The organism is Undibacterium sp. Ji50W, from assembly GCF_049340445.1.
In the GTDB taxonomy this organism is placed as follows: domain Bacteria; phylum Pseudomonadota; class Gammaproteobacteria; order Burkholderiales; family Burkholderiaceae_D; genus Undibacterium.
In genome coordinates, this window is the sequence record NZ_JBMPOX010000001.1 from 83550 (window position 1) to 103052 (window position 19503).

At 52.8% G+C, this 19503-nt stretch carries 21 protein-coding genes; 12 read left to right on the top strand and 9 right to left on the bottom strand.

Annotated features, from left to right (window positions below):
* Positions 1-13: 13 nt before the first annotated feature.
* A complete protein-coding gene (locus ACO0K9_RS00420) occupies positions 14-1489 on the bottom strand; it encodes a peptide MFS transporter (RefSeq protein ID WP_422980702.1) in 1476 nt (491 codons plus the stop codon).
* A 190-nt stretch (positions 1490-1679) separates the two neighbouring features.
* Here ACO0K9_RS00420 and ACO0K9_RS00425 point away from each other — a divergent pair, with 190 nt between their 5' ends.
* The 6 genes from ACO0K9_RS00425 (at position 1680) to ACO0K9_RS00450 (ending at position 7366) form a co-directional block, all read left to right on the top strand.
* A complete protein-coding gene (locus tag ACO0K9_RS00425; protein WP_422980703.1) occupies positions 1680-2669 on the top strand; it encodes an XdhC family protein in 990 nt (329 codons plus the stop codon).
* The gene (locus ACO0K9_RS00430; RefSeq protein ID WP_422980704.1) at positions 2666-3565 is read left to right on the top strand and encodes a PhzF family phenazine biosynthesis protein; all 900 of its coding nucleotides are present in this window, start codon (positions 2666-2668) and stop codon (positions 3563-3565) included. Before ACO0K9_RS00425 ends, ACO0K9_RS00430 begins: the two co-directional genes overlap by 4 nt.
* A gap of 178 nt (positions 3566-3743) precedes the next feature.
* Positions 3744-4865 carry a bifunctional 3,4-dihydroxy-2-butanone-4-phosphate synthase/GTP cyclohydrolase II gene (gene ribBA / locus ACO0K9_RS00435; RefSeq protein WP_422980705.1) on the top strand — a complete coding sequence of 374 codons (1122 nt, stop codon included), beginning with the start codon at positions 3744-3746 and terminating at the stop codon, positions 4863-4865.
* A gap of 104 nt (positions 4866-4969) precedes the next feature.
* Entirely contained in the window at positions 4970-5467 is a 498-nt protein-coding gene (gene ribH / locus ACO0K9_RS00440) for a 6,7-dimethyl-8-ribityllumazine synthase (RefSeq protein ID WP_186945612.1), read from the top strand.
* A 47-nt stretch (positions 5468-5514) separates the two neighbouring features.
* Entirely contained in the window at positions 5515-5979 is a 465-nt protein-coding gene (gene nusB / locus ACO0K9_RS00445) for a transcription antitermination factor NusB (RefSeq protein ID WP_422980706.1), read from the top strand.
* Positions 5980-6199: 220 nt separating this feature from the next.
* Entirely contained in the window at positions 6200-7366 is a 1167-nt protein-coding gene (locus ACO0K9_RS00450) for a pyridoxal phosphate-dependent aminotransferase (protein ID WP_422980707.1), read from the top strand.
* A 97-nt stretch (positions 7367-7463) separates the two neighbouring features.
* Here the strand turns inward: ACO0K9_RS00450 and ACO0K9_RS00455 are convergent, their stop codons facing one another.
* A complete protein-coding gene (locus tag ACO0K9_RS00455; RefSeq protein WP_422980708.1) occupies positions 7464-8390 on the bottom strand; it encodes a transglycosylase SLT domain-containing protein in 927 nt (308 codons plus the stop codon).
* Positions 8391-8877: 487 nt separating this feature from the next.
* On the opposite strand from ACO0K9_RS00455, the gene ubiD reads away from it, so the two are divergent.
* Together ubiD and ACO0K9_RS00465 are read left to right on the top strand one after the other, a co-directional pair.
* On the top strand, positions 8878-10362 hold the full coding sequence (ubiD, locus tag ACO0K9_RS00460) for a 4-hydroxy-3-polyprenylbenzoate decarboxylase (protein ID WP_422980709.1): 1485 nt from the start codon (positions 8878-8880) through the stop codon (positions 10360-10362).
* Positions 10363-10427: 65 nt separating this feature from the next.
* Positions 10428-10907 carry an acyl-CoA thioesterase gene (locus ACO0K9_RS00465; RefSeq protein ID WP_422980710.1) on the top strand — a complete coding sequence of 160 codons (480 nt, stop codon included), beginning with the start codon at positions 10428-10430 and terminating at the stop codon, positions 10905-10907.
* A gap of 16 nt (positions 10908-10923) precedes the next feature.
* Here ACO0K9_RS00465 and ACO0K9_RS00470 read toward each other — a convergent pair whose 3' ends face one another.
* Entirely contained in the window at positions 10924-11367 is a 444-nt protein-coding gene (locus tag ACO0K9_RS00470) for a GNAT family N-acetyltransferase (RefSeq protein ID WP_422980711.1), read from the bottom strand.
* 220 nt (positions 11368-11587) lie between these two features.
* Between ACO0K9_RS00470 and ACO0K9_RS00475 the strand changes: the two genes are divergently transcribed.
* Both ACO0K9_RS00475 and otnI read left to right on the top strand, forming a co-directional pair.
* Positions 11588-12547 carry a bile acid:sodium symporter family protein gene (locus ACO0K9_RS00475; RefSeq protein ID WP_422980712.1) on the top strand — a complete coding sequence of 320 codons (960 nt, stop codon included), beginning with the start codon at positions 11588-11590 and terminating at the stop codon, positions 12545-12547.
* Positions 12548-12557: 10 nt separating this feature from the next.
* A complete protein-coding gene (gene otnI / locus ACO0K9_RS00480; protein ID WP_422980713.1) occupies positions 12558-13349 on the top strand; it encodes a 2-oxo-tetronate isomerase in 792 nt (263 codons plus the stop codon).
* Between the two features lie 109 nt (positions 13350-13458).
* On the opposite strand, the gene ACO0K9_RS00485 is transcribed toward otnI, so the two are convergent.
* On the bottom strand, positions 13459-14484 hold the full coding sequence (locus tag ACO0K9_RS00485) for an NADP-dependent oxidoreductase (protein WP_422980714.1): 1026 nt from the start codon (positions 14482-14484) through the stop codon (positions 13459-13461).
* Between the two features lie 276 nt (positions 14485-14760).
* Here ACO0K9_RS00485 and purU point away from each other — a divergent pair, with 276 nt between their 5' ends.
* Both purU and ACO0K9_RS00495 read left to right on the top strand, forming a co-directional pair.
* Complete coding sequence (gene purU / locus ACO0K9_RS00490; RefSeq protein ID WP_422980715.1) at positions 14761-15633, top strand: formyltetrahydrofolate deformylase; 873 nt, start codon at positions 14761-14763, stop codon at positions 15631-15633.
* Positions 15633-16175, top strand: a complete 543-nt coding sequence (locus ACO0K9_RS00495) for a YaeQ family protein (protein WP_422980716.1) — start codon at positions 15633-15635, stop codon at positions 16173-16175. Before purU ends, ACO0K9_RS00495 begins: the two co-directional genes overlap by 1 nt.
* A gap of 2 nt (positions 16176-16177) precedes the next feature.
* Here ACO0K9_RS00495 and ACO0K9_RS00500 read toward each other — a convergent pair whose 3' ends face one another.
* Genes ACO0K9_RS00500 through yjgA form a run of 5 tightly spaced genes read right to left on the bottom strand, consistent with a single transcriptional unit; the run spans position 16178 to position 19383 of the window.
* Positions 16178-16903, bottom strand: coding sequence for a phytanoyl-CoA dioxygenase family protein (locus ACO0K9_RS00500; protein WP_422980717.1), 726 nt, complete (start codon positions 16901-16903; stop codon positions 16178-16180).
* Between the two features lie 12 nt (positions 16904-16915).
* Positions 16916-17590, bottom strand: a complete 675-nt coding sequence (locus tag ACO0K9_RS00505) for an alpha/beta hydrolase (RefSeq protein WP_422980718.1) — start codon at positions 17588-17590, stop codon at positions 16916-16918.
* A complete protein-coding gene (locus ACO0K9_RS00510) occupies positions 17587-18129 on the bottom strand; it encodes a metal-dependent hydrolase (RefSeq protein WP_422980719.1) in 543 nt (180 codons plus the stop codon). The genes ACO0K9_RS00505 and ACO0K9_RS00510 overlap by 4 nt, the downstream gene beginning before the upstream one ends.
* A 29-nt stretch (positions 18130-18158) precedes the next feature.
* Positions 18159-18782 (bottom strand): molybdopterin adenylyltransferase, encoded by a 624-nt coding sequence (gene mog, locus ACO0K9_RS00515; protein ID WP_422980720.1) that lies wholly within the window; start codon positions 18780-18782, stop codon positions 18159-18161.
* The gene (gene yjgA, locus ACO0K9_RS00520; protein ID WP_422980721.1) at positions 18772-19383 is read right to left on the bottom strand and encodes a ribosome biogenesis factor YjgA; all 612 of its coding nucleotides are present in this window, start codon (positions 19381-19383) and stop codon (positions 18772-18774) included. Before yjgA ends, mog begins: the two co-directional genes overlap by 11 nt.
* Between the last annotated feature and the right edge of the window lie 120 nt (positions 19384-19503).

Consider the following 19503-nt stretch of genomic DNA (forward strand, 5'->3'; position numbering starts at 1 on the left):
GGCAGAATGTGGTTCAGGCTTTTGCTTTCTTCCCTGGGCCATCGGTAATCAGCTTGCGCAATACCGGGATCAGGGCGACCAGCACGATGCCGACACCGACGCTGCCCCAGCCCAGAACCGAAAAGATGTAGTGGTAGGTAGGATTGGTCAGGGAAGGCAGGCCTTCGGTCGCTTCCGGTATCAGACCGGAAAATTTGCTGGACAGGATGGAGGCTGTTCCGGTCACCAACATCCAGGACCCCATCATCACACCCTGATACTGGCGCGGGGCCAGTTTGCCTATCATGGCATAACCTATGGGTGAGATCAGCAATTCGGCCACGCTTTGCAGCAGATAACTGATGAAGATCCATTTGAAGGCGACCAGGCCATTGGCGGCTGCCGTTTGTATACCCAGCGGCAGCACCAGAAAAGCGATACCTATCAATATCAGGGCGGCAGAAAACTGGCGCGGGACATCAATATTCCAGCCGCGTGCGCGCAGCTTGTCAAACAGCATGGCCATCAGCGGACCGCCAAACATGATGACGAAGCTGTTGATATTTTGTATCCACTGCGGTGCAACTTCATAGCCCCAGACCATGCGGTCTACATTGTTGACGGCGAACAGCTGCAAGCCCATCGGGGCCATCTGATACAAAGTCCAGAATACCAGTGAACCCAGGGTCAGCATGAGATAGGCGGACATATTCTTGCGTTCGCGCTCATCTTTATGAACGACGGTCAGGGCAGTCAGGATCAGGCCGATGATGACGCTGATTATCATCACAAGATCGCCGGTGCCTTCTGCCCTGTGCAACATGAATTCGACCAGCGGGACCAGGCCCGCCATGACCAGCAGGCCCACCAGGAAGCGCCAGCGGAATTGGCGCGGTGTTGCATCCAGCAGCGTTGTGTTCAGATCAGAAAGGACGCGCCAGTTGAGGGCTGCCAGCACGATCGCCATGAAATTGCCTATGGTGGCAAAAATGAACAGGCTGTAATAATCTTCCAGCAACTGGTAATAGCCGGCTGCAGTGAAGCCGATGAAAAAACCCAGATTCATCCCGGCATAATTCCACAGGAAGGCACTTTCGCGGCGATTGTCTTCCGGTTTGAAGCGCTGGGTCAGCATCAGGTTCAGGCAGGTGACATTCAAGCCACTGCCAGTCAGGAAGAAAGCCAGGCCCCAGTACAGCATGCCGGATGTACCGATGGAAATGGTGGCACAACCGATGACTTGCAACACCATGCCACCGACAAACAGGTTGCGGTTACTGATGAACCGGCCCGCCAGATAGCCGCCAAACAGATGCAGGCCATAATTGAATGCGCCAAACACGCCCATGATGGCAGTTGCATCCTTGGTAGTGAAGTTCAGCTTCTTGGTGGCATATAACACCAGGGTGGAATACAAGACGGCGAAACCCAGTGTGGCGAAAATCTGTATGAAAAACAGGGCACCAGCACCTTCCGGTATGGCTGCTATTTTTTGTTTAATTGTTGACAAGTGGCCTCCAGTACATAGGTTTGGCAGGCATTGTAATGCAAAGAATCTCGTCTAAGTCCTCTAAATGTCATACAGATGTCATACCGGTGTAATGGAGATCTCCGGCGCTGCATGTAAGACAATATTCTGGTATGTTGACACTTTTGTGCATGGGCACGGCAAGCAGCTCCTTAATTTTGAATGTAAAGCAATGGATAGTATTGACCTCGAAGTATTGAAAACCTGTGATGCCTGGATACGTGCCGGCATGGCCTGTGAACTGGTGACTGTCGTCAAAACCTGGGGTTCCAGCCCCAGACCCGAAGGCGCGACGCTGGCGATAGGCAGCAATGGGCAGGTGGTTGGTTCGGTATCGGGTGGCTGCATAGAAGATGACCTGATAGAACGCGTGCAGCGCGAAGGTATTGTGCGGGAACTGCCGGAACTGGTCACCTATGGCATCACCGCTGACGAAGCCCATCGTTTTGGTCTGCCCTGCGGCGGTACCATACAGTTGTGCATAGAGCCACTTTCTGCCCGCAGCCGTATCAGCGAATTGTTGCAAAGGCTGGAACAGCATGAACTGCTGTCCCGGCAACTGGATCTGCGCACCGGCGAAGTCAGGCTGGATACGGCTACGCCCGCGCAGCAGTTGGTGGCAAGCGATGACATGCTGTTGACCGTGCATGGCCCGCGCTGGCGGCTGCTGATCATTGGTGCCGGGCAGTTGTCGCGCTTCCTGTCCAGTATTGCGCTGGGTATGGATTATCAGGTGATCGTTTGCGATCCGCGTGAAGAATATACCAATGGCTGGCAGGTGGATGGCGTCAAACTGGTCCACGCCATGCCGGATGACCTGATACTGGACATGCAACTCGACAGCCGCAGCGCGGTCGTGGCCCTGACGCATGATCCCAAGCTGGATGACCTGGCCCTGATGGAAGCCCTGAAATCCGAGGCGTTCTATGTTGGTGCCATTGGTTCCCGCGTCAACAACGCCAAGCGCCGGGAAAGACTGAAGGAATTTGATCTGACCGATGCCGACCTGGCCAAATTGCATGGACCCATAGGTTTGTATATAGGTAGTAAGACGCCGGCTGAAATCGCCATTTCCATCCTGGCTGAATTGACGGCAGTGAAAAACAATGTGCTGTTGCCGGCAGAAGTCAATGTTGCCCATGCCAAGGCGGCCATGGCATGAGGAAGTATGCTTTCCGTCTGGTGAATGTGTTTGCTGAAAGCCAGTTTGGCGGTAATCCCCTGTGTGTGTTTGAGCAGGCAGACGGCTTGACGGATGCCGAAATGCTGGCGCTGGCAAAACAATTCAATTTGTCGGAAACCAGTTTCATCCTGCCGCCAGAGCAGGCCGGTGCCAGCGCCAGGATGCGTATTTTCACGCCGGACATGGAAATGGCCTTTGCCGGTCATCCCAGCCTGGGTACGGCCCACGTCGTCCAGCAGTTGCAAGGCGATACGCAGTTTGCCCTGGAATGCAAGGCGGGCCTGATTCCGATGATGCTGGATCAGCAGGGCATCTGGATCCTGGTGGCACCGCATCGTGGTGAAGTACAGCGTGGTCAGGTACTGACCCGGCCTTGTGAACTGTCACCCGCGCAGGTGGCAGGCATGCTGGGTTTGCAGGAATCTGATTTACTGTCCGACCCGGTATGGGTGAATACCGGCAGCGAACAATTGCTGGTGCCGCTGAAGTCTGCCACTGCCGTGGCCAAAGTACAGCCGGACAGTGCGCAATTGGCAATATGGCCAGCCAACCGGGTAGGTCGCAGGATGGCCTATGTGTTTGCCTTTGATGCAGCAACAGCGCCAAATGCAGGGCACAGACCGGTCACTGCGCGTTACGTCTTTGCCAGGCAGGATGGTGGCTTTAGCGAAGACCCTGGCACCGGTTCCGCTTGTGCCAACCTGGGTGGCTGGTGGATGGCGCAGGGGCGGGATGTGCCGGTCAGCATGGTGATTGCCCAGGGTGTACAGATGGGGCGGCCTTGCCGCTTATATCTTGAGGTGACAAAAGATCAAGCGATACGGGTAGGCGGCAGAGTCAGGGAAATCGCCCAGGGGCAGGTACAAATCGAATAAACCAGCACCAGGCCCGCAGGTATCGGCAAGAAATCCGCTATAAATCAATATAAGCACGGGAAGAGCAGGCGTAAATCCTTTAAAATAGCGACTTCATTCATTTGCACTGAAAAATCCGTGGTACGACGCAAAATGCTTCTGTGCTTGCGTTGGTGGCCCGGTTCAGGATATTCCCCCTATGAGCATGTCTACTACCCAGGAAATCGTTGCCGAATTGCGCGCTGGCCGCATGGTGATACTGGTTGATGAAGAAGATCGTGAAAACGAAGGCGACCTGATTATGGCTGCCGAATTTGTTACCCCAGAAGCCATCAACTTCATGGCCAGGTTTGGCCGTGGCCTGATTTGCCTGACTTTGACAGAAGAACGTTGCGAGCAATTGAACCTGGCCATGATGACCAGCCGCAATGGCACGTCGTTTGGTACCAATTTCACCGTGTCCATCGAAGCGGCAGAGGGTGTCACCACTGGTATCTCGGCAGCAGACCGCGCCCGTACCGTGCAAGTTGCCGTTGATAAAAAATCTACTGCGGCCGATATTGTCCAGCCTGGTCATATTTTCCCGCTGAAGGCGCAAAGAGGTGGTGTCCTCATGCGTGCCGGGCATACCGAGGCTGGCTGTGATCTGGCAGAACTGGCTGGCCTGACACCGGCATCCGTGATTTGCGAAATCATGAAGGATGACGGCACCATGGCCCGTCTGCCTGACCTGATAGAATTCGCCCGTGAACATGCGATGAAAATCGGCACCATTGCCGATCTTATCCATTATCGCAGCCAGACAGAAAGCATTGTTGACCGTGTTGCCGAACGTGAAATGCATACCGTGCATGGCACTTTCAAGGCCTTGGTCTACCGTGACAAGCCTAGCGGCTCGGCCCATCTGGCCCTGGTGCATGGCGATATCACCCATGAAAAAGCAGCCCTGGTGCGTGTGCACCAGCCAGTATCCATACTCGATTTGCTGGAAAGCCAGGCCACCACGCATTCCTGGAATGTGGCAGCAGCCATGGCCGCCATCAAGAAATCGGATTCCGGCGTGATCGTCCTGCTCAATTGCGAAGAAACTGCAGAACAGATGTTTGACCAGTTCAAGGCGCTCGATACGCCAGAAGCCAAACCGGTAAGTCGTGCGGCCCGCATGGATTTGCGCAATTACGGTATCGGTGCACAGATTTTGAAGGATGTGGGTGTCGGCAAGATGAAATTGCTGGCCAATCCACGAAAAATGCCATCCATGACAGGATTTAATCTGGAAGTTGTTGGTTATTTGGACAAGCCTTGCTCTGACAAACAGTGATGGGAGCGAAAGACCGGCGGCTGAGCTGCCGGCCTGATATGCTGTCCTCATCCCCATATCAATTCAATTCAATTATCAAGCGCAGCAGCGCAAGAAAGAACATCATGACAGTAGGACATTACGAAGCAAATCTGGATGGTGCAGGTGTACGCGTCGGTATCGTACAGGCGCGCTTCAATGAAAACGTCGGCAAGGGTTTGCTGGATGCCTGCCTGGCTGAACTGTCATTGCTGGGCGTGTTAAATGAAGACATCCTGCATGTGACCGTACCAGGCGCACTGGAAGTGCCGCTGGCCCTGCAAAAACTGGCAGAAACCAACCAGTTTGACGCCCTGATCGCCCTGGGTGCCGTCATCCGCGGTGAAACTTATCACTTTGAACTGGTATCGAATGAATCCGGCGCTGGCATTACCCGCGTTGGCCTGGATGCCGGTATCCCGATTGCGAATGCCATCCTGACCACCGAAAACGATGAGCAGGCAGAAGTTCGCATGCAAGAAAAAGGTCGTGACGCCGCCCGCGTTGCCGTAGAAATGGCCAACCTTACCCTGGCACTGGAAGAACTGGCAGAAGCCACGGAAGACGTGCACTATGATGCCTGATCGTTCTTGCAACGATCACCCCAGCTTTAAAAAATGTAAGAGAAGATATGAATACTAAATCCCCACATGCCAATCCAAGCAAGACCCGCTCGCCACGTCATCGTGCGCGCGAATTTGCCTTGCAAGGCCTGTATCAATGGTTGTTGAACAATGAAGACTCGGGTTCAATTGAAGCCCATATCCGTGAAGCCCACGGGTTTGACAAGGCTGACAGAGAGCATTTTGATTCCCTGCTGCATGGCGCGATCAAACAATCCATCGCCCTGCGTGAAGAAATCGCGCCCCTGATCGACCGCAGTATTGCCGAACTGTCACCGATTGAACATGCGGCCTTGCTGATTGGTACTTATGAGTTGAAGAACCACATTGAAATCCCTTATCGCGTCGTCATCAATGAAGCGGTAGAACTGACCAAATCATTTGGTGGCCTGGATGGTCATAAATATGTGAACGGCGTGCTGGACAAGGTTGCTGCCAAATTGCGTGCTACCGAGGTGGCTGCCGGCAAATAGCGCGAAAGTACTATTGTATAGAGTGAATGCCGTCTTATTTTTTGAAAATAAGACGGTTTTTTTATAACAGGGCTTACGCAAAACTACCCCAGCTGTGTTGCAGCTCCTAGCCGTACTAAAGTACTGTCTTCGTCGCTGACGCCTTGCTGGGACAATTTTGCGTAAGCCCTATATAACTATGCTTCAACAAGTTTTTTAGCCCGTTTTTTCAGGATACTGCATGCACAATCATCTTGCCTCCAGGCTCGACAATATTGCCCCTTTCCACGTGATGGAACTCATGAAAATGGCAGCGGCGCTGGAAGCCGGGGGACGCCATCTCATCCATATGGGAATAGGCGAGCCAGACTTTACCGCACCGCAGCCGGTCATTGATGCAGCCACCAAAGCCATGGCAGATGGTCGCCTGCAATATACTTCGGCCCTGGGTTTACCAGCCCTGCGCCAGGCAATTGCCGATGATTACCTGCGCACCTATGGCATTGAAGTGCCGACCGGCCGCATTATTGTGACTGCCGGTGCTTCTGCCGCCTTGTTACTGGCTTGTGCTGCCCTGGTAGAGCCGGGCAGGGAAGTGCTGATGCCTGACCCCTGCTATCCGTGTAACCGCCATTTCGTGGCAGCCTTTGAAGGCAAGGCCAAATTAATCGCCAGCGGGGCAGAACATCGCTTCCAGTTGACGGAAGCCATCGTACGTCAGCATTGGGATGCGCAAAGCAGCGGTGTCTTGCTGGCATCGCCATCCAATCCTACCGGCACCTCAATCGCACATGCCGAGTTGAAGAAAATCGTGGCGGCCGTCAAGCAACTGGGCGGCTTTACCATCGTCGATGAAATCTACCAGCGCCTGTCCTATGACGAAGCACCGTTTTCTGCCCTGTCGCTAGATGATGATGTGGTGGTCATCAACAGCTTCAGCAAGTATTTCAACATGACAGGCTGGCGTCTGGGTTGGCTGGTGGTGCCGGAAAGAATTGTGCCGCAGCTGGAAAAACTCGCGCAGAACCTGTTCATCTGCCCCTCATCGGTTGCCCAATATGCGGCACTGGCCTGTTTTGAAGCAGCCACCATCGCGGTATATGAAGAACGCAAGGCAGAATTCAAGCGCAGGCGTGACTATATCGTGCCTGCCTTGCGTGAACTGGGTTTTGGCATACCAGTTACCCCGGATGGTGCATTTTATGTCTATGCAGATTGCTCGGCTTTTTCTGACGATGCAGACGCGTTTGCGCGGCAGGTGTTGAATGAGGCCGGGGTGGTGATCGTGCCCGGCCTGGATTTTGGTCCGGCAACTGCACATACCCATGTCAGGATTTCGTATGCCAATTCTCTGGAAAACCTGGAGGAGGCAGTCCGGCGTCTGAAGAAGTTCCTGGTCAAAAAGTAGCGCGGGGAGGATAGCACAAATAAAAATGCCGCCAGTATTTTCCTACTGACGGCATTCTTATACTTGAAGAGAGGTGCTGCACTATATCCTGACAGGATTACAGCGTGGCGATCTGGTCTTTTTTCGCTTCCACCGGTGCTTTGACTTCGGCTGCTTCCGGTTTGGCTGCTGCTTCCACCGGACGGGCTACCGGAGCCGGTGGGCTGAAGAAGGTAGGCACGTTCTTGCCAGCAGAAACGTCTTTCAGGCGTTTGTACTCATTCAAGACGCGAGAACCGTAGCCAGAGTCATTTTCTGCATCGGCTGCGCCGACATACATCTTCAGGCCTGCTTCGACAGAACCTCCACGGGTGACATAGTCTTTCAGGATCAGGGCGCCTACCTTGATGTTGGCGACCGGGTTCAGGGCAGCTTTGACGCCACCCATTTCCTGGAACTTGTCATGGTGAACCTTGGACATGACCTGCATCAGGCCTTGTGCACCAACCGGGCTTTCCGCAAACGGATTCAGGCCGGATTCTATCGCCATAACAGACAGAATCAGCAAAGGATCAAGCTTGATTTCCTTGGCCGTCAGATAAGCGGCAGATACCAGCATATTGGTGGCATCGTTGGCAATGTGATAGCGTTTTGCCAGCCAGTTGGTGACCCATTGTTGTTGACGTTGGTTACCCAGCATTTTGGAGTCTTCTTCAGACAAACCGGCCTGCTTATACGGGTTGCTGCCTGCCTGGCCCGGTGCATGCATCAAGGCTGCAAGATTGGGGGCAGGTACTGGTGTTGCTGTCTCTTCCTCTTCTGCTTCGGCATAGGGGGACAGGTCTTTGAATTTGTCAGTCAGTTCCGGTTTGATAAACATCATCGCCAATGCTGACATGGCAATAACGCCAGACATCATGAACAATTGACGAACGATAGTCATAAAACCATTTGTAGTGTCACGTGCTACCAGGGACAGCGTCTGGCGCTTGTCGGTGGAAGCGATACTGCTTCTTTGTACTGCTAAAATAAAACGTTGAAACATGTTACCTCCTGAATCTCCGCGATGAGTCATTCAACTTACTTAAAAGCCAAACGTAAAAAGCTACTTCCGCGAATCAGAAACATCGTCCTCGTCACAGTGTGTGATCGCAAGACGCCGGAGCTGTTTGTCAAACCAGGTCAGTCGGACCTGTTCATGGTGTGTCCAGTGACAAACAACTATTTTCGGGATAAGGCAGACGCCTTTTGAAAACAATCCTTACAATGTTATGTGGGGCCCGATCCCCTTGAATGATGTTACCGTTTGGCGAAACTTTCTTCGTATCGAAAGTGGCGGAAGTCATTAACCTCTTCATCAAGTTGGGCGAATTGTAGGGGCGGTTTTATATCAAGTCAACACTATCAAAACGAATTTTAATTACTTTTATGTCTGATGAAACGTGCTGCATCGCAGCAAAGTTCAATAAAATCAAGCACTTGCCTGAAAATGCTAGTGTTCCTAGTGTAAAGATACAAAAAAGCGAAAAATCATGAAATATTCTGATTTGAGAGATTTTATTTCTCAATTGCAAGAAAAAAACGAACTTAAGCGGGTCGACCTGCCAGTTTCACCTTATCTGGAGATGACAGAAATTTGCGACCGCACTTTGCGGGCCGAAGGTCCTGCTCTTTTATTCAGCAAACCTACAGGTCATACCATACCAGTGCTGGGCAATCTGTTCGGTACCACACGCCGTGTCGCGCTTGGCATGGGGGCAGAAAGCCTGAGTGAATTGCGTCAGATAGGGCATGTACTGTCTGCCCTGAAAGAACCAGAACCACCCAAAGGGTTCAAGGAAATACTGGGCCTGGGTTCACTGGTCAAGGCCGTCTGGGATATGTCACCCAAAGAATTACGCGGTGCCAAATGCCAGGAAATCGTCTGGGAAGGCAATGATGTTGATCTTGCGCGTTTACCGATACAGCATTGCTGGCCCGGTGATATCGCGCCCTTGATTACCTGGGGGCTGGTGATTACCAAAGGTCCGAACAAGAAACGGCAAAACCTGGGTATATATAGACAACAGGTCCTGGGACGCAATAAAGTCATCATGCGCTGGCTTGCCCATCGTGGCGGCGCACTGGATTTTCGTGAGCATGGCATCGTCAATAAAGGCCAGCCTTATCCCATCGCGGTTGCCCTGGGGGCCGACCCGGCTACTATATTAGGTGCAGTGACGCCAGTGCCCGACAGTTTGTCTGAATACCAGTTCGCCGGCCTCTTGCGTGGCAGCCGTACCGAGCTGGTCAAAGCCATAGGTAGCGAATTGCGCGTGCCGGCATCGGCAGAAATTGTGCTGGAAGGGCATATCTATCCAGATGCCAATCATCCCAGCGGTTATGAACATGCGCTGGAAGGCCCGTATGGCGACCATACCGGCTATTACAATGAGCAAGACTGGTTCCCTGTGTTTACTATAGACCGCATTACCATGCGGCGTGATCCCATTTATCACTCTACCTATACAGGTAAGCCGCCAGATGAACCAGCGGTGCTGGGTGTGGCGCTGAATGAAGTCTTCATCCCTTTGCTGCAAAAGCAGTTCAGCGAAATTACAGATTTCTATTTGCCGCCGGAAGGCTGTAGTTATCGCATGGCCGTGGTGCAGATGAAAAAAGCCTATGCCGGCCATGCCAAGCGGGTCATGTTTGGTGTCTGGAGCTTTTTGCGCCAGTTCATGTATACCAAGTTCATCGTGGTGGTGGATGAAGATGTCAATATCCGTGACTGGAAAGAAGTCATCTGGGCGATTACCACCCGCGTCGACCCCTTGCGTGATACCACCCTGGTAGATAATACGCCCATCGATTATCTTGATTTTGCCTCTCCGGTCAGTGGCCTGGGCAGCAAGATGGGCATAGATGCGACCAATAAATGGCCGGGTGAAACCAGCCGCGAATGGGGTAGCACCATACAGATGACGCCAGAAGTGAAGGCGAAGGTAGATCAGATCTGGCAAGAGCTGGGTTTGTGATTGACCTGCTTTAAACCTGTTTTAGCTATCGGCTTTTTTTATCCTCTCTACCTCCCCCTATATATATGAGTGGTTTAATGATCTGGGATTATCCGCAGCCGTTCACGCGGCCTGTTACACCGCAAGGCAGTGATATCGATGGGCTGAACCACACCAACAATGCCGTGTATGTGCGCTGGTGTGAAGAAGTCGCGTGGGGGCATTCAGAAGCCCTGGGCCTGAACCTGGCTGATTACCACAGGCTGGACAGGGCCATGGCGATACGGCGTGGCGAATATGATTATGTATTGCCAAGCTTGCTGGGTGAATCAATGACGCTGGCCACCTGGCTGTTTGCCAGTGATGGCAAACTCACCATGGACCGGCGTTTTCAACTGATACGCGATAGTGACGGTGCCACCGTACTTCGGGGTCGCTGGGACCTGGTCTGCATAGAATTGAGCAGTGGCCGCGCACGCCGCATGCCGACGGAGTTTTGCGATATCTATTTGCCGGCTGTGGTTCCAGCTCTGGTTCCAGCTGTGGTCCCAACTATTTCTGTGTGATGCTGTTTGCCGAGGCTTAAGAACGCTTGCTTAATGTATACGCGACCTCGGTCGCACTCTTCATTTCGCCCCGCTTCCAACCCTGGGCCGCATAAAAGCGGTCGGCACGGGTGTCGGGGGAGGTACCCAGTTTGACTTCCTGGTTGCCCAGCCCGAACAGATAATCGACTGCCAGCTTCAACAAGACCTTGCCCATGCCTTTGCCCTCATGCCCGGGCGCGACAAACAAGGCCCAGATGCTGCTATCTTCATGGGCGGCGTATGAAAAGCCCTGGATTTCACCATCCAGTTCTGCCACCCAGCCACGACCAAGGGTATCCAGATAATCCAGGCACATCTGGCGCGTGATGATGTTGGGGTTGGACAGGGTATTTTCTTTTACTTCCAGACGTATGCGCATGATGGTGCTGACATCGTCAGCAGTAGCCGGTCGAAAATGCAGGGCGGAAGAATTGGTCATAAGCTTTTTATCAGGTTACTGGTGGGTGTTCGTCTGGCCTGCAAGGCAGATGCCAGTGTGGGGCCGTATTGTAGCGTCATTAATGTAGTGTCAAGCCAGATAAAAGCAATCGGCTGTGTTTTGCTGGCCCTGTGTTGCCATACCTCCATGCCGGCATGCATTATTCAAGTACAATCAAGGCATCAAACTTAAACCTTTTATCCGAATTTTCGCATCCATCATGAAGCGACCTCGTTTTTTACCCGACAACATGACCTTGTTGTTGTTCAGTGTTGTGGCTTTGGCCAGTCTTTTTCCTGCCAGAGGGCTCGTCGCAACAGGTTTTGATCATCTGGCGACGGGCATGATTGCCTTGCTGTTTTTTATGCACGGTGCCAAATTATCACGCCAGGCTGTGCTGGCCGGCCTTACCCACTGGCGCCTGCATGTGCTGGTCATGATATTCACCTTTGCTGTTTTCCCCTTGATGGGCTTGAGCCTGAAACCGTTGCTGTTACCCTTGCTGACACCTGAGCTATATGTCGGCATTCTGTTTTTGTGCGTCCTGCCTTCTACCGTGCAGTCATCCATCGCATTTACCTCGGTGGCACGCGGCAATGTGCCGGCAGCGGTGTGCAGTGCGTCGGCCAGCAATATGCTGGGCATCTTCATTACCCCTTTGCTGGTCAGCCTGGTGGTGGTGGCGCATGGCGAAAGTCATTCCTCCATTGATGCCATGCTGAAAATTGTTTATCAGTTATTGCTGCCATTCGTTGCCGGCCAACTGATGCGCCCGCTGTTGCAGGCCTGGCTGGAAAAATATGCAGGCATATTGAAAATGGTGGACCAAAGTTCAATCTTGCTGGTGGTGTATGTCGCCTTCAGCGAGGCGGTGGTACAGGGCTTGTGGCAACAATTGCCGCCGCTGATGCTATTGAGCCTGCTGGCCGTCAGCGGACTGATGCTGGCTATCATCATGGGGCTGACCATGTTTATCAGTCGCCGTTTCGGCTTCAGCAAGGAAGATGAGATCACCATCGTGTTTTGCGGCTCCAAGAAAAGCCTTGCCAGCGGTGTGCCCATGGCCAAAGTTTTATTTGCCAGCCATGCCGTAGGTATGGTCTTATTACCATTGATGCTGTTCCATCAATTACAGTTGATGGTATGTGCCGTGATGGCGCAACGTTACGCAAAAAGATAAGGAGCCAAAAATGCCACGTTTTGCTGCCAATCTCAGCATGATGTATACCGAATTAGCTTTTACCGAGCGCTTTGCTGCTGCAGCGAAAGATGGTTTCAAGGCAGTGGAATACCTGTTTCCCTATGACTATCCGGTGCAGGACTTGCAAAAGCTATTGCAGGACAACGGTTTGACACAGGTATTGTTCAATACCCCGCCGGGTAACTGGGCAGCGGGTGAACGTGGCATGGCGTCGATACCCGGACGTGAAGAAGAGTTCAAGCTGGGTTTTGATCAGGCGCTGGATTATGCCCGCGCCCTGGGTAACCGTACTCTGCATGTGATGGCCGGGCTGATACAGCCAGAGCAAGACAGGGCAAAGCACCGCGCCGTGTATCTGCGCAATTTGGCCTATGCGGCCTTGCTGGCTGACAGGGATGGCATCACCATCGTGATTGAACCCATTAATACCCGTGATATACCGGGCTATTTTTTAAACCGCCAAGACGAAGCGCAGGAAATTTGCCAGGAAGCCGGGGTAGAAAACTTGCGTGTGCAGTTTGATATTTACCATTGCCAGATTGTCGAAGGCGATGTCGCCACCAAGCTGCGCCGGGATATGTCACTCCAGCATGCCGGTATTGGCCATGTGCAGATTGCCGGTGTGCCAGACCGGCAAGAGCCGGATCAGGGGGAAGTCAATTACCCCTACCTGTTTGGCCTGCTGGATGAGTTGGGCTATGAAGGCTGGATAGGTTGCGAATACCGCCCACGTGCAGGTACGTCGGAAGGTTTGTCCTGGTTAAAGCCCTGGCTGAAGTGATGGTGGTGACGGTGATGCTGCTGGTGATGGATTCAGCCAAAGCAAAAAAGCAGTCATCATGACTGCTTTTCTGTTGTGCGGCTAATGTGCGACCAATCAGGCAGCGTGCTTATTCTTCGCTGACCTGCAAGATCAGTTTGCCGAAATTTTTACCTTCAAACAGCATCATCAGCGTATCTGGGAAGGTTTCTATACCCTTGACAATGTCTTCACGTGTCTGGAACTTGCCTTCGGCCATCCATTTACCCATTTCAGCCACGGCTTCGCCGTAACGGGCGGCGTAATCAAACACGACGATACCTTCCATGCGGGCGCGGTTGACCAGCAGTGACAGGTAATTGGCCGGGCCCTTGACCGGTGTCGTGTTGTTGTACTGGGAGATCGCGCCACAGATAATGATGCGTGCCTTCAGGTTGATACGGGTCAGTACGGTATCAAGGATATCGCCGCCGACATTATCAAAGTAGATGTCAACGCCATTCGGGCAATGTTCTTTCAGGCCATCTTTGACCGAGCCGGTCTTGTAATCGATGCAGGCATCAAAGCCCAGTTCATTGACAACGAAATCGCATTTATCCTTGCCGCCAGCGATACCAACCACCCGGCAACCCTTTTGCTTGGCGACCTGGCCCACGGTCTGGCCAACGGCACCAGCGGCACCGGATACCACCACGGTTTCACCTGCCTTGGGTTGACCCACATCCAGCAAGCCGAAATAGGCCGTCATGCCAGGCATGCCCAGGGCATTCATGAATTTTGGCAAGGGCGCCAGCTTAGGGCTGACCTTATAAAAGCCAGCCGTTTTGTCATCGGCTGCACCTACCCAGTATTGCTGCACACCCGTACCACCGGATACATAATCGCCCACCGAAAATTTGGGGGATTTGGATGCCACCACCTTGCCTATGCCACCGGCGCGCATGACTTCATTGATGGCGACCGGGCGGATATAGGATTTGCCTTCATTCATCCAGCCACGCATGGCCGGGTCCAGCGAGATATAAATGGTCTGTACGACAATTTCACCGTCGGTGATGTCGCGTACGGTTTCTGTGGTGAAGTTCCAGTCACTATGCTTGGGGTTGCCTACCGGACGGGCGGCGAGGCGGTATTGCTGGTTGCTGAGTGTGCTCATGCTGTCTCCTTGATGTTGGTGCGGTTTGCGTTTGAATATGTTTGAACGCATCTGAATGCGTCTGAATCAAAATGGGGGTGTCAGAAGAGTGACTATACATGAATTAGAACGAACGTGCTTTTTTTTGTGATTATTTAATTGAAAGCAGGTTCTATGAATTATGCCGCCGATCATGCGACAATAGACGGTTAATCTTTAAGCTTTAATAGTAGTTTAGCGAATTTAATTTGTTTCCGGCCCCAGGTAGCTATATATCCGGGCCTTACCACTGAAATCATGAGCATACGACCAGAATACATCCTGACTTTATCCTGTCCCGATCAACGCGGCATTGTGCATAGCGTATCGGGTTTCCTGGCCCATCATGGCTGCAATATTATTGACTCGGCCCAGTTTGGTGATGCGCAGTCGGCCACCTTTTTCATGCGCGTGCATTTCGCCGTGGAAGACACAGCGGTCAGTGATGGCGCGTTGAGGGACGACTTTGCCGTGCTCGGTGGCAGCATGCAAATGAACTGGCAATTGCATGATGCACATCACAAGCCACGGGTGATGTTGATGGTATCCAAGATCGGCCATTGCCTGAATGATTTGCTGTTCCGCTACAAAAGTGGCTTGTTGCCGGTAGAGATCAAGGCCATCGTGTCCAACCACACTGATTTTTATCAGTTGGCGGCCAGCTATAACATTCCTTTCCACCACCTGCCGCTGGCAGCCGGTGCACCGGCAGAAGCAAAGCGTGCGCAGGAACAAAAAGTATTGGATATCGTTGCTGCCAATGATATTGAACTGGTGGTGCTGGCGCGTTATATGCAGATACTGTCGCCGCAGTTATGCGATGCGCTGAAGGGTAAGGCGATCAATATCCATCATTCCTTCCTGCCCAGCTTCAAGGGTGCCAAGCCTTACTACCAGGCGCATGAGCGTGGCGTCAAACTGATAGGCGCTACCGCGCACTTTGTGACTGGTGACCTGGATGAAGGACCTATCATTGAACAGGATGTAGAGCGTGTCGATCATTCCATGGAACCGGAAACCCTGACCGCCATCGGTCGTGATGTGGAATGCGTGGTGCTGGCGCGTGCCGTCAAATGCTTTGTGGAACATCGCATTTTATTGAATGGCCACAAGACGGTGGTGTTCAAGTAATGGCACTCAAATCCATCATTTACAAGGCCGACCTGAATATCTCAGACATGGACCGTGGCTATTATGCCGACCATAGCCTGACGATCGCCCGCCATCCATCCGAAACCGATGAACGCATGATGATACGTGTGCTGGCCTTTGCCATCCATGCGGCAGAACGCCTGGAATTCGGTAAGGGTATATCTGATACCGAAGAACCCGATATCTGGCTCAAGGATTACACCGATGCCATACAATTGTGGGTAGAAGTTGGCCAGCCGGACGACAGGCGTTTGCTGAAAGCCTGTGGTCGTTCAGAACAAGTCATCGTCTACAGCTTTGCCAGCGCCAGTGATATCTGGTGGAAGGCAATGAACAGCCGTCTCGATCGCGCCAAGAATTTGCGTGTCATGAATGTGCCTTCAGAGCAAAGCCAGGCATTGGAAAAACTCGCCCAGCGCAATATGCAATTGCAATGCACGATACAGGATGGGCAAATCTGGATGTCTGCCGGTGATGCTTCGGTGCAGATTGACCTGGAAACCTTGAAAGACTTTTCTTAAATTCAGACCGTCACGGTATTCGCTGCTTCTGCCCATTGCATGGGCGTGGGCAGCATGGCGGCGCTGAATTCCAGGTGCAAAACCCGGCGCTGGCTGGCATGATTGGCCTTGTCCGATGCATGTAATAGCAGTGGTTTCATCAGCAAGACATCCCCCGCCTGCATGGCGCAGACCTGCACATCGGTTTGCGCGGAATTCTCAATATAGGCATCTACCTGTGCACCTTGCAGTTTGCCGTGGCGATGGCTGCCGGCTATCACTTTCAGGGCGGCATTGTCATGGTTGGCTGCGTCAAGGGCGATGCGCAGGGTCAACATGCTTTCCAATACATTTGCTGGCGGCTCGACATGATGCACGCCATTTTTTAACGTCCATTTTGCGTAAGCGGGCGCATCCATTTTCTGGCTCACACAAATCGTCATGTCCTGATGCCAGGGCACCAGCCAGTTGTGTTCCGCATTTTTGTTGAAGAACAGGCTGCGTACCGGCTTTGCATTCGGCATGCCGGCCGCCAGTAATACTGCCTGTATTTTCTGCCACGGTAGGGCAAGCGCGATAGCCGGATGGGTTTGCAAGACCAGCCGCACGCCATAGTCATGGGCGATGGGTTGGCAGGCCTGTTCCAGTTGCCATAGTTCAGCCGGGTTGAGAAAGCCGGGCAACAGGGCAAAACCCTGCTGACTCAAACCCTCAGCCATACCTGGATAACTGTTTGATGTAGCTAACATCAGACTTTCAGATCAGCCCTGCAAAACCTTCTTCAGCCACAGGCTGATATCGTCCACTTCTTCCGGGCAGACGGAATGCGGCATCATGTATTCATGCCATTCAACCTGGTATCCCAGTTGCTTCAGCAGATCGCGTGATTCTTCGGCGCGTTGTATCTGGATGACAGGGTCGGAGCGGCCATGGGCCTGGAAGATAGGCGTATCCTGGTTGGCCGCATGGCGTTCAGCGGCAATCAGGTCACGCAAGGGAACATAACCGGACAGGCACAGCAGGCCACCCAGTTTTTCATGGTAACGCAAGCCGGTTTGCAAGGTCATGGCGCAGCCTTGCGAGAAGCCTGCCAGCAAGATGCGTTCCGATGGAATGCCGCGTGCATTTTCGCGGGCGATCAATTGTTCTATGCGTTTTTGCGATACGCGCAGACCCTTTTCATCTTCACGTCTGGCGATGTCAGTGCCCAGTATGTCATACCAGGAACGCATCACATACCCGCCATTGATGGTCACCGGCATGGTCGGTGCGTTCGGGAAGACAAAGCGGATGCCGGGGTTGCCACTCAAATCCAGTTCCCTGACGATGGGCACAAAATCATTGGCATCGGCACCCAGGCCATGCATCCAGATGACAGCGACTGTGGGGTTGGGGCTGCTTTCTATTTCTATCGTTTCTAGAATGTCTTGTGTCATGATGGTTTTCTGGAAAAATTAAAATAAGTGACAGATTTTACTGCGAGCAGTAACAAGGTGCAGGGCAACCATACGCTCAACAATTCAGATTGCATGACTTGCCAGCCGCGTGCAGTCAGGAAACGGTTCACGCCTATTGGCGATACCTTGATGAATTGCCAGGGAAAGAAATAACGTTCTTCATTCAGCGGCCAGAAAAATTCCACGCCCAGCCCACCGGTGGTCAAGGCATCCAGCATGCCGTGGGATGCGGTGGCAAATGCGATAAACAACCAAACCCGCATGCGGCGGCTGCCCAGGCGCGTATGAAAAGCGCAGGCGACAGTCGCCACCAGTGCTGCCATCAGCAGCGAATGGCTGAAGCCTCTATGCCCAAATGCCGATTCATAGGCGATGCCCAGCTTGAAGCTGATGACATCCAGATCTGGCAAGATGGCGCACAACATGCCCAGGATTAACAATGGCCATGAAATACGCTGGCGGCCAAGCAACAGGCCGCAGGTCAACGGGATGATGGGGTGGGTGAGTATCGTTGCCATGGCTACGGTTGAGCAGGTGCCACCAGACTTCAGGCCGGATTTTTAGGGCGCAGGGCGTTCTTGGGCCGAAATGCCTTGCAGACCGCATCATCGGTTTCGATATACGGGCCACCGATCAAATCGATGCAATACGGGACGGCTGCAAAAATACCGGCAACCTGTTGCATGCCGTCAGCATCTTTCAAGCCTTCCAGGGTTTCCTTGATGGATTTCGGCTGGCCTGGCAAATTCAGAATCAGGGCTGCATGGGTAGCCGTTTCACGTATGACGGCGACTTGCCGTGACAAAATCGCTGTGGGCACGAATTTCAGGCTGATCTGGCGCATCTGTTCGCCAAAACCTGGCATTTCCTTGGTGGCAACGGCGAGTGTGGCTTCTGGCGTCACATCACGCCGGGACGGGCCGGTACCACCAGTCGTGATGACCAGATGGCATTCTTCTTGATCCACCAGGGCAATCAGGGCTTGTTCTATCGCTGCACGTTCATCTGGTATCAGGCGGGTGACCATATCCCAGGGGGTAGTCATTGCCTTGCCAAACCATTCCTGCAAGGCTGGCAAGCCCTGGTCCTGATAAATACCGGCAGAAGCCCGGTCTGAAATGGAGACCAGGCCGATTTTCAGCTTGCTTTGATCTGCAGACTTATCTGTCATCGTACTCGTCGTCATCTTCTTCGTCAGACTCGTCAGCATCATCCGCCTTGGCACCAGCTTTGGATTTTTGCAGGTCTTTCAAAATCTGGAAAATCTCGCGATAGGCCTTGGGCGGCTTGTTTTCTGCCTGTTCCTTGCGGGCATTGCGTATCAGGGTGCGCAATTGCTGTACATCCAGTTGCGGATTTTCTGCCAGCAACTCGGTCAGTACATTGTCGTCGGCCAGCAGTTTTTCGCGCTGACGTTCAAGCGCGTGCATGGCGGCTGTTTCCGATTTGGAGGCACCTTTCCAGCTGTCGATGGTTCTCTGGATCAATGCGACTTCTTCTTCATCCAGGGTGCGCATCTTCTTGCCCACGTACTGCATCTGACGGCGGCGGCCTTCATGATCCTTGATTTGTTGGCAAATCAGGATGGCTTCGCGCACATCTTCTGGCATGGGGACACGTTTGACGCGTTCACGCGCTTGTTCGACCAGTTCTTGCCCCAATTTTTGCAGGGCGGTCATTTCGCGCTTTAATTGTGACTTGGACGGACGATCGTATTCTGGCTCGAACTCATTGGATTGGTAGCCACATGAGCCACGATTTGGATTTGGCATAATTCTGCGCCTTTACTATTAACTTAATGAAACGGCTGCTATGATACCCCTTTTAGCTAGGAAATACCCAAAAACACCCACGTCAGGGCAAGCTTTGCATTGGCAAGGGGGTATTATTGC

Bases quoted from the DNA above. Each gene is read 5' to 3' on its own strand.
- ACO0K9_RS00465 (WP_422980710.1), top strand. From the start codon at position 10,428: ATGAGTGGTTTAATGATCTGGGATTATCCGCAGCCGTTCACGCGGCCT.
- ACO0K9_RS00475 (WP_422980712.1), top strand. From the start codon at position 11,588: ATGAAGCGACCTCGTTTTTTACCCGACAACATGACCTTGTTGTTGTTC.
- ACO0K9_RS00485 (WP_422980714.1), bottom strand. From the start codon at position 14,484: ATGAGCACACTCAGCAACCAGCAATACCGCCTCGCCGCCCGTCCGGTA.
- yjgA (WP_422980721.1), bottom strand. From the start codon at position 19,383: ATGCCAAATCCAAATCGTGGCTCATGTGGCTACCAATCCAATGAGTTC.
- ribBA (WP_422980705.1), top strand. From the start codon at position 3,744: ATGAGCATGTCTACTACCCAGGAAATCGTTGCCGAATTGCGCGCTGGC.
- mog (WP_422980720.1), bottom strand. From the start codon at position 18,782: ATGACAGATAAGTCTGCAGATCAAAGCAAGCTGAAAATCGGCCTGGTC.
- purU (WP_422980715.1), top strand. From the start codon at position 14,761: ATGAGCATACGACCAGAATACATCCTGACTTTATCCTGTCCCGATCAA.
- ACO0K9_RS00425 (WP_422980703.1), top strand. From the start codon at position 1,680: ATGGATAGTATTGACCTCGAAGTATTGAAAACCTGTGATGCCTGGATA.
- ACO0K9_RS00455 (WP_422980708.1), bottom strand. From the start codon at position 8,390: ATGTTTCAACGTTTTATTTTAGCAGTACAAAGAAGCAGTATCGCTTCC.
- ACO0K9_RS00510 (WP_422980719.1), bottom strand. From the start codon at position 18,129: ATGGCAACGATACTCACCCACCCCATCATCCCGTTGACCTGCGGCCTG.
- ACO0K9_RS00500 (WP_422980717.1), bottom strand. From the start codon at position 16,903: ATGTTAGCTACATCAAACAGTTATCCAGGTATGGCTGAGGGTTTGAGT.
- ACO0K9_RS00450 (WP_422980707.1), top strand. From the start codon at position 6,200: ATGCACAATCATCTTGCCTCCAGGCTCGACAATATTGCCCCTTTCCAC.
- nusB (WP_422980706.1), top strand. From the start codon at position 5,515: ATGAATACTAAATCCCCACATGCCAATCCAAGCAAGACCCGCTCGCCA.
- ribH (WP_186945612.1), top strand. From the start codon at position 4,970: ATGACAGTAGGACATTACGAAGCAAATCTGGATGGTGCAGGTGTACGC.
- ubiD (WP_422980709.1), top strand. From the start codon at position 8,878: ATGAAATATTCTGATTTGAGAGATTTTATTTCTCAATTGCAAGAAAAA.
- ACO0K9_RS00505 (WP_422980718.1), bottom strand. From the start codon at position 17,590: ATGACACAAGACATTCTAGAAACGATAGAAATAGAAAGCAGCCCCAAC.
- ACO0K9_RS00495 (WP_422980716.1), top strand. From the start codon at position 15,633: ATGGCACTCAAATCCATCATTTACAAGGCCGACCTGAATATCTCAGAC.
- otnI (WP_422980713.1), top strand. From the start codon at position 12,558: ATGCCACGTTTTGCTGCCAATCTCAGCATGATGTATACCGAATTAGCT.
- ACO0K9_RS00430 (WP_422980704.1), top strand. From the start codon at position 2,666: ATGAGGAAGTATGCTTTCCGTCTGGTGAATGTGTTTGCTGAAAGCCAG.
- ACO0K9_RS00470 (WP_422980711.1), bottom strand. From the start codon at position 11,367: ATGACCAATTCTTCCGCCCTGCATTTTCGACCGGCTACTGCTGACGAT.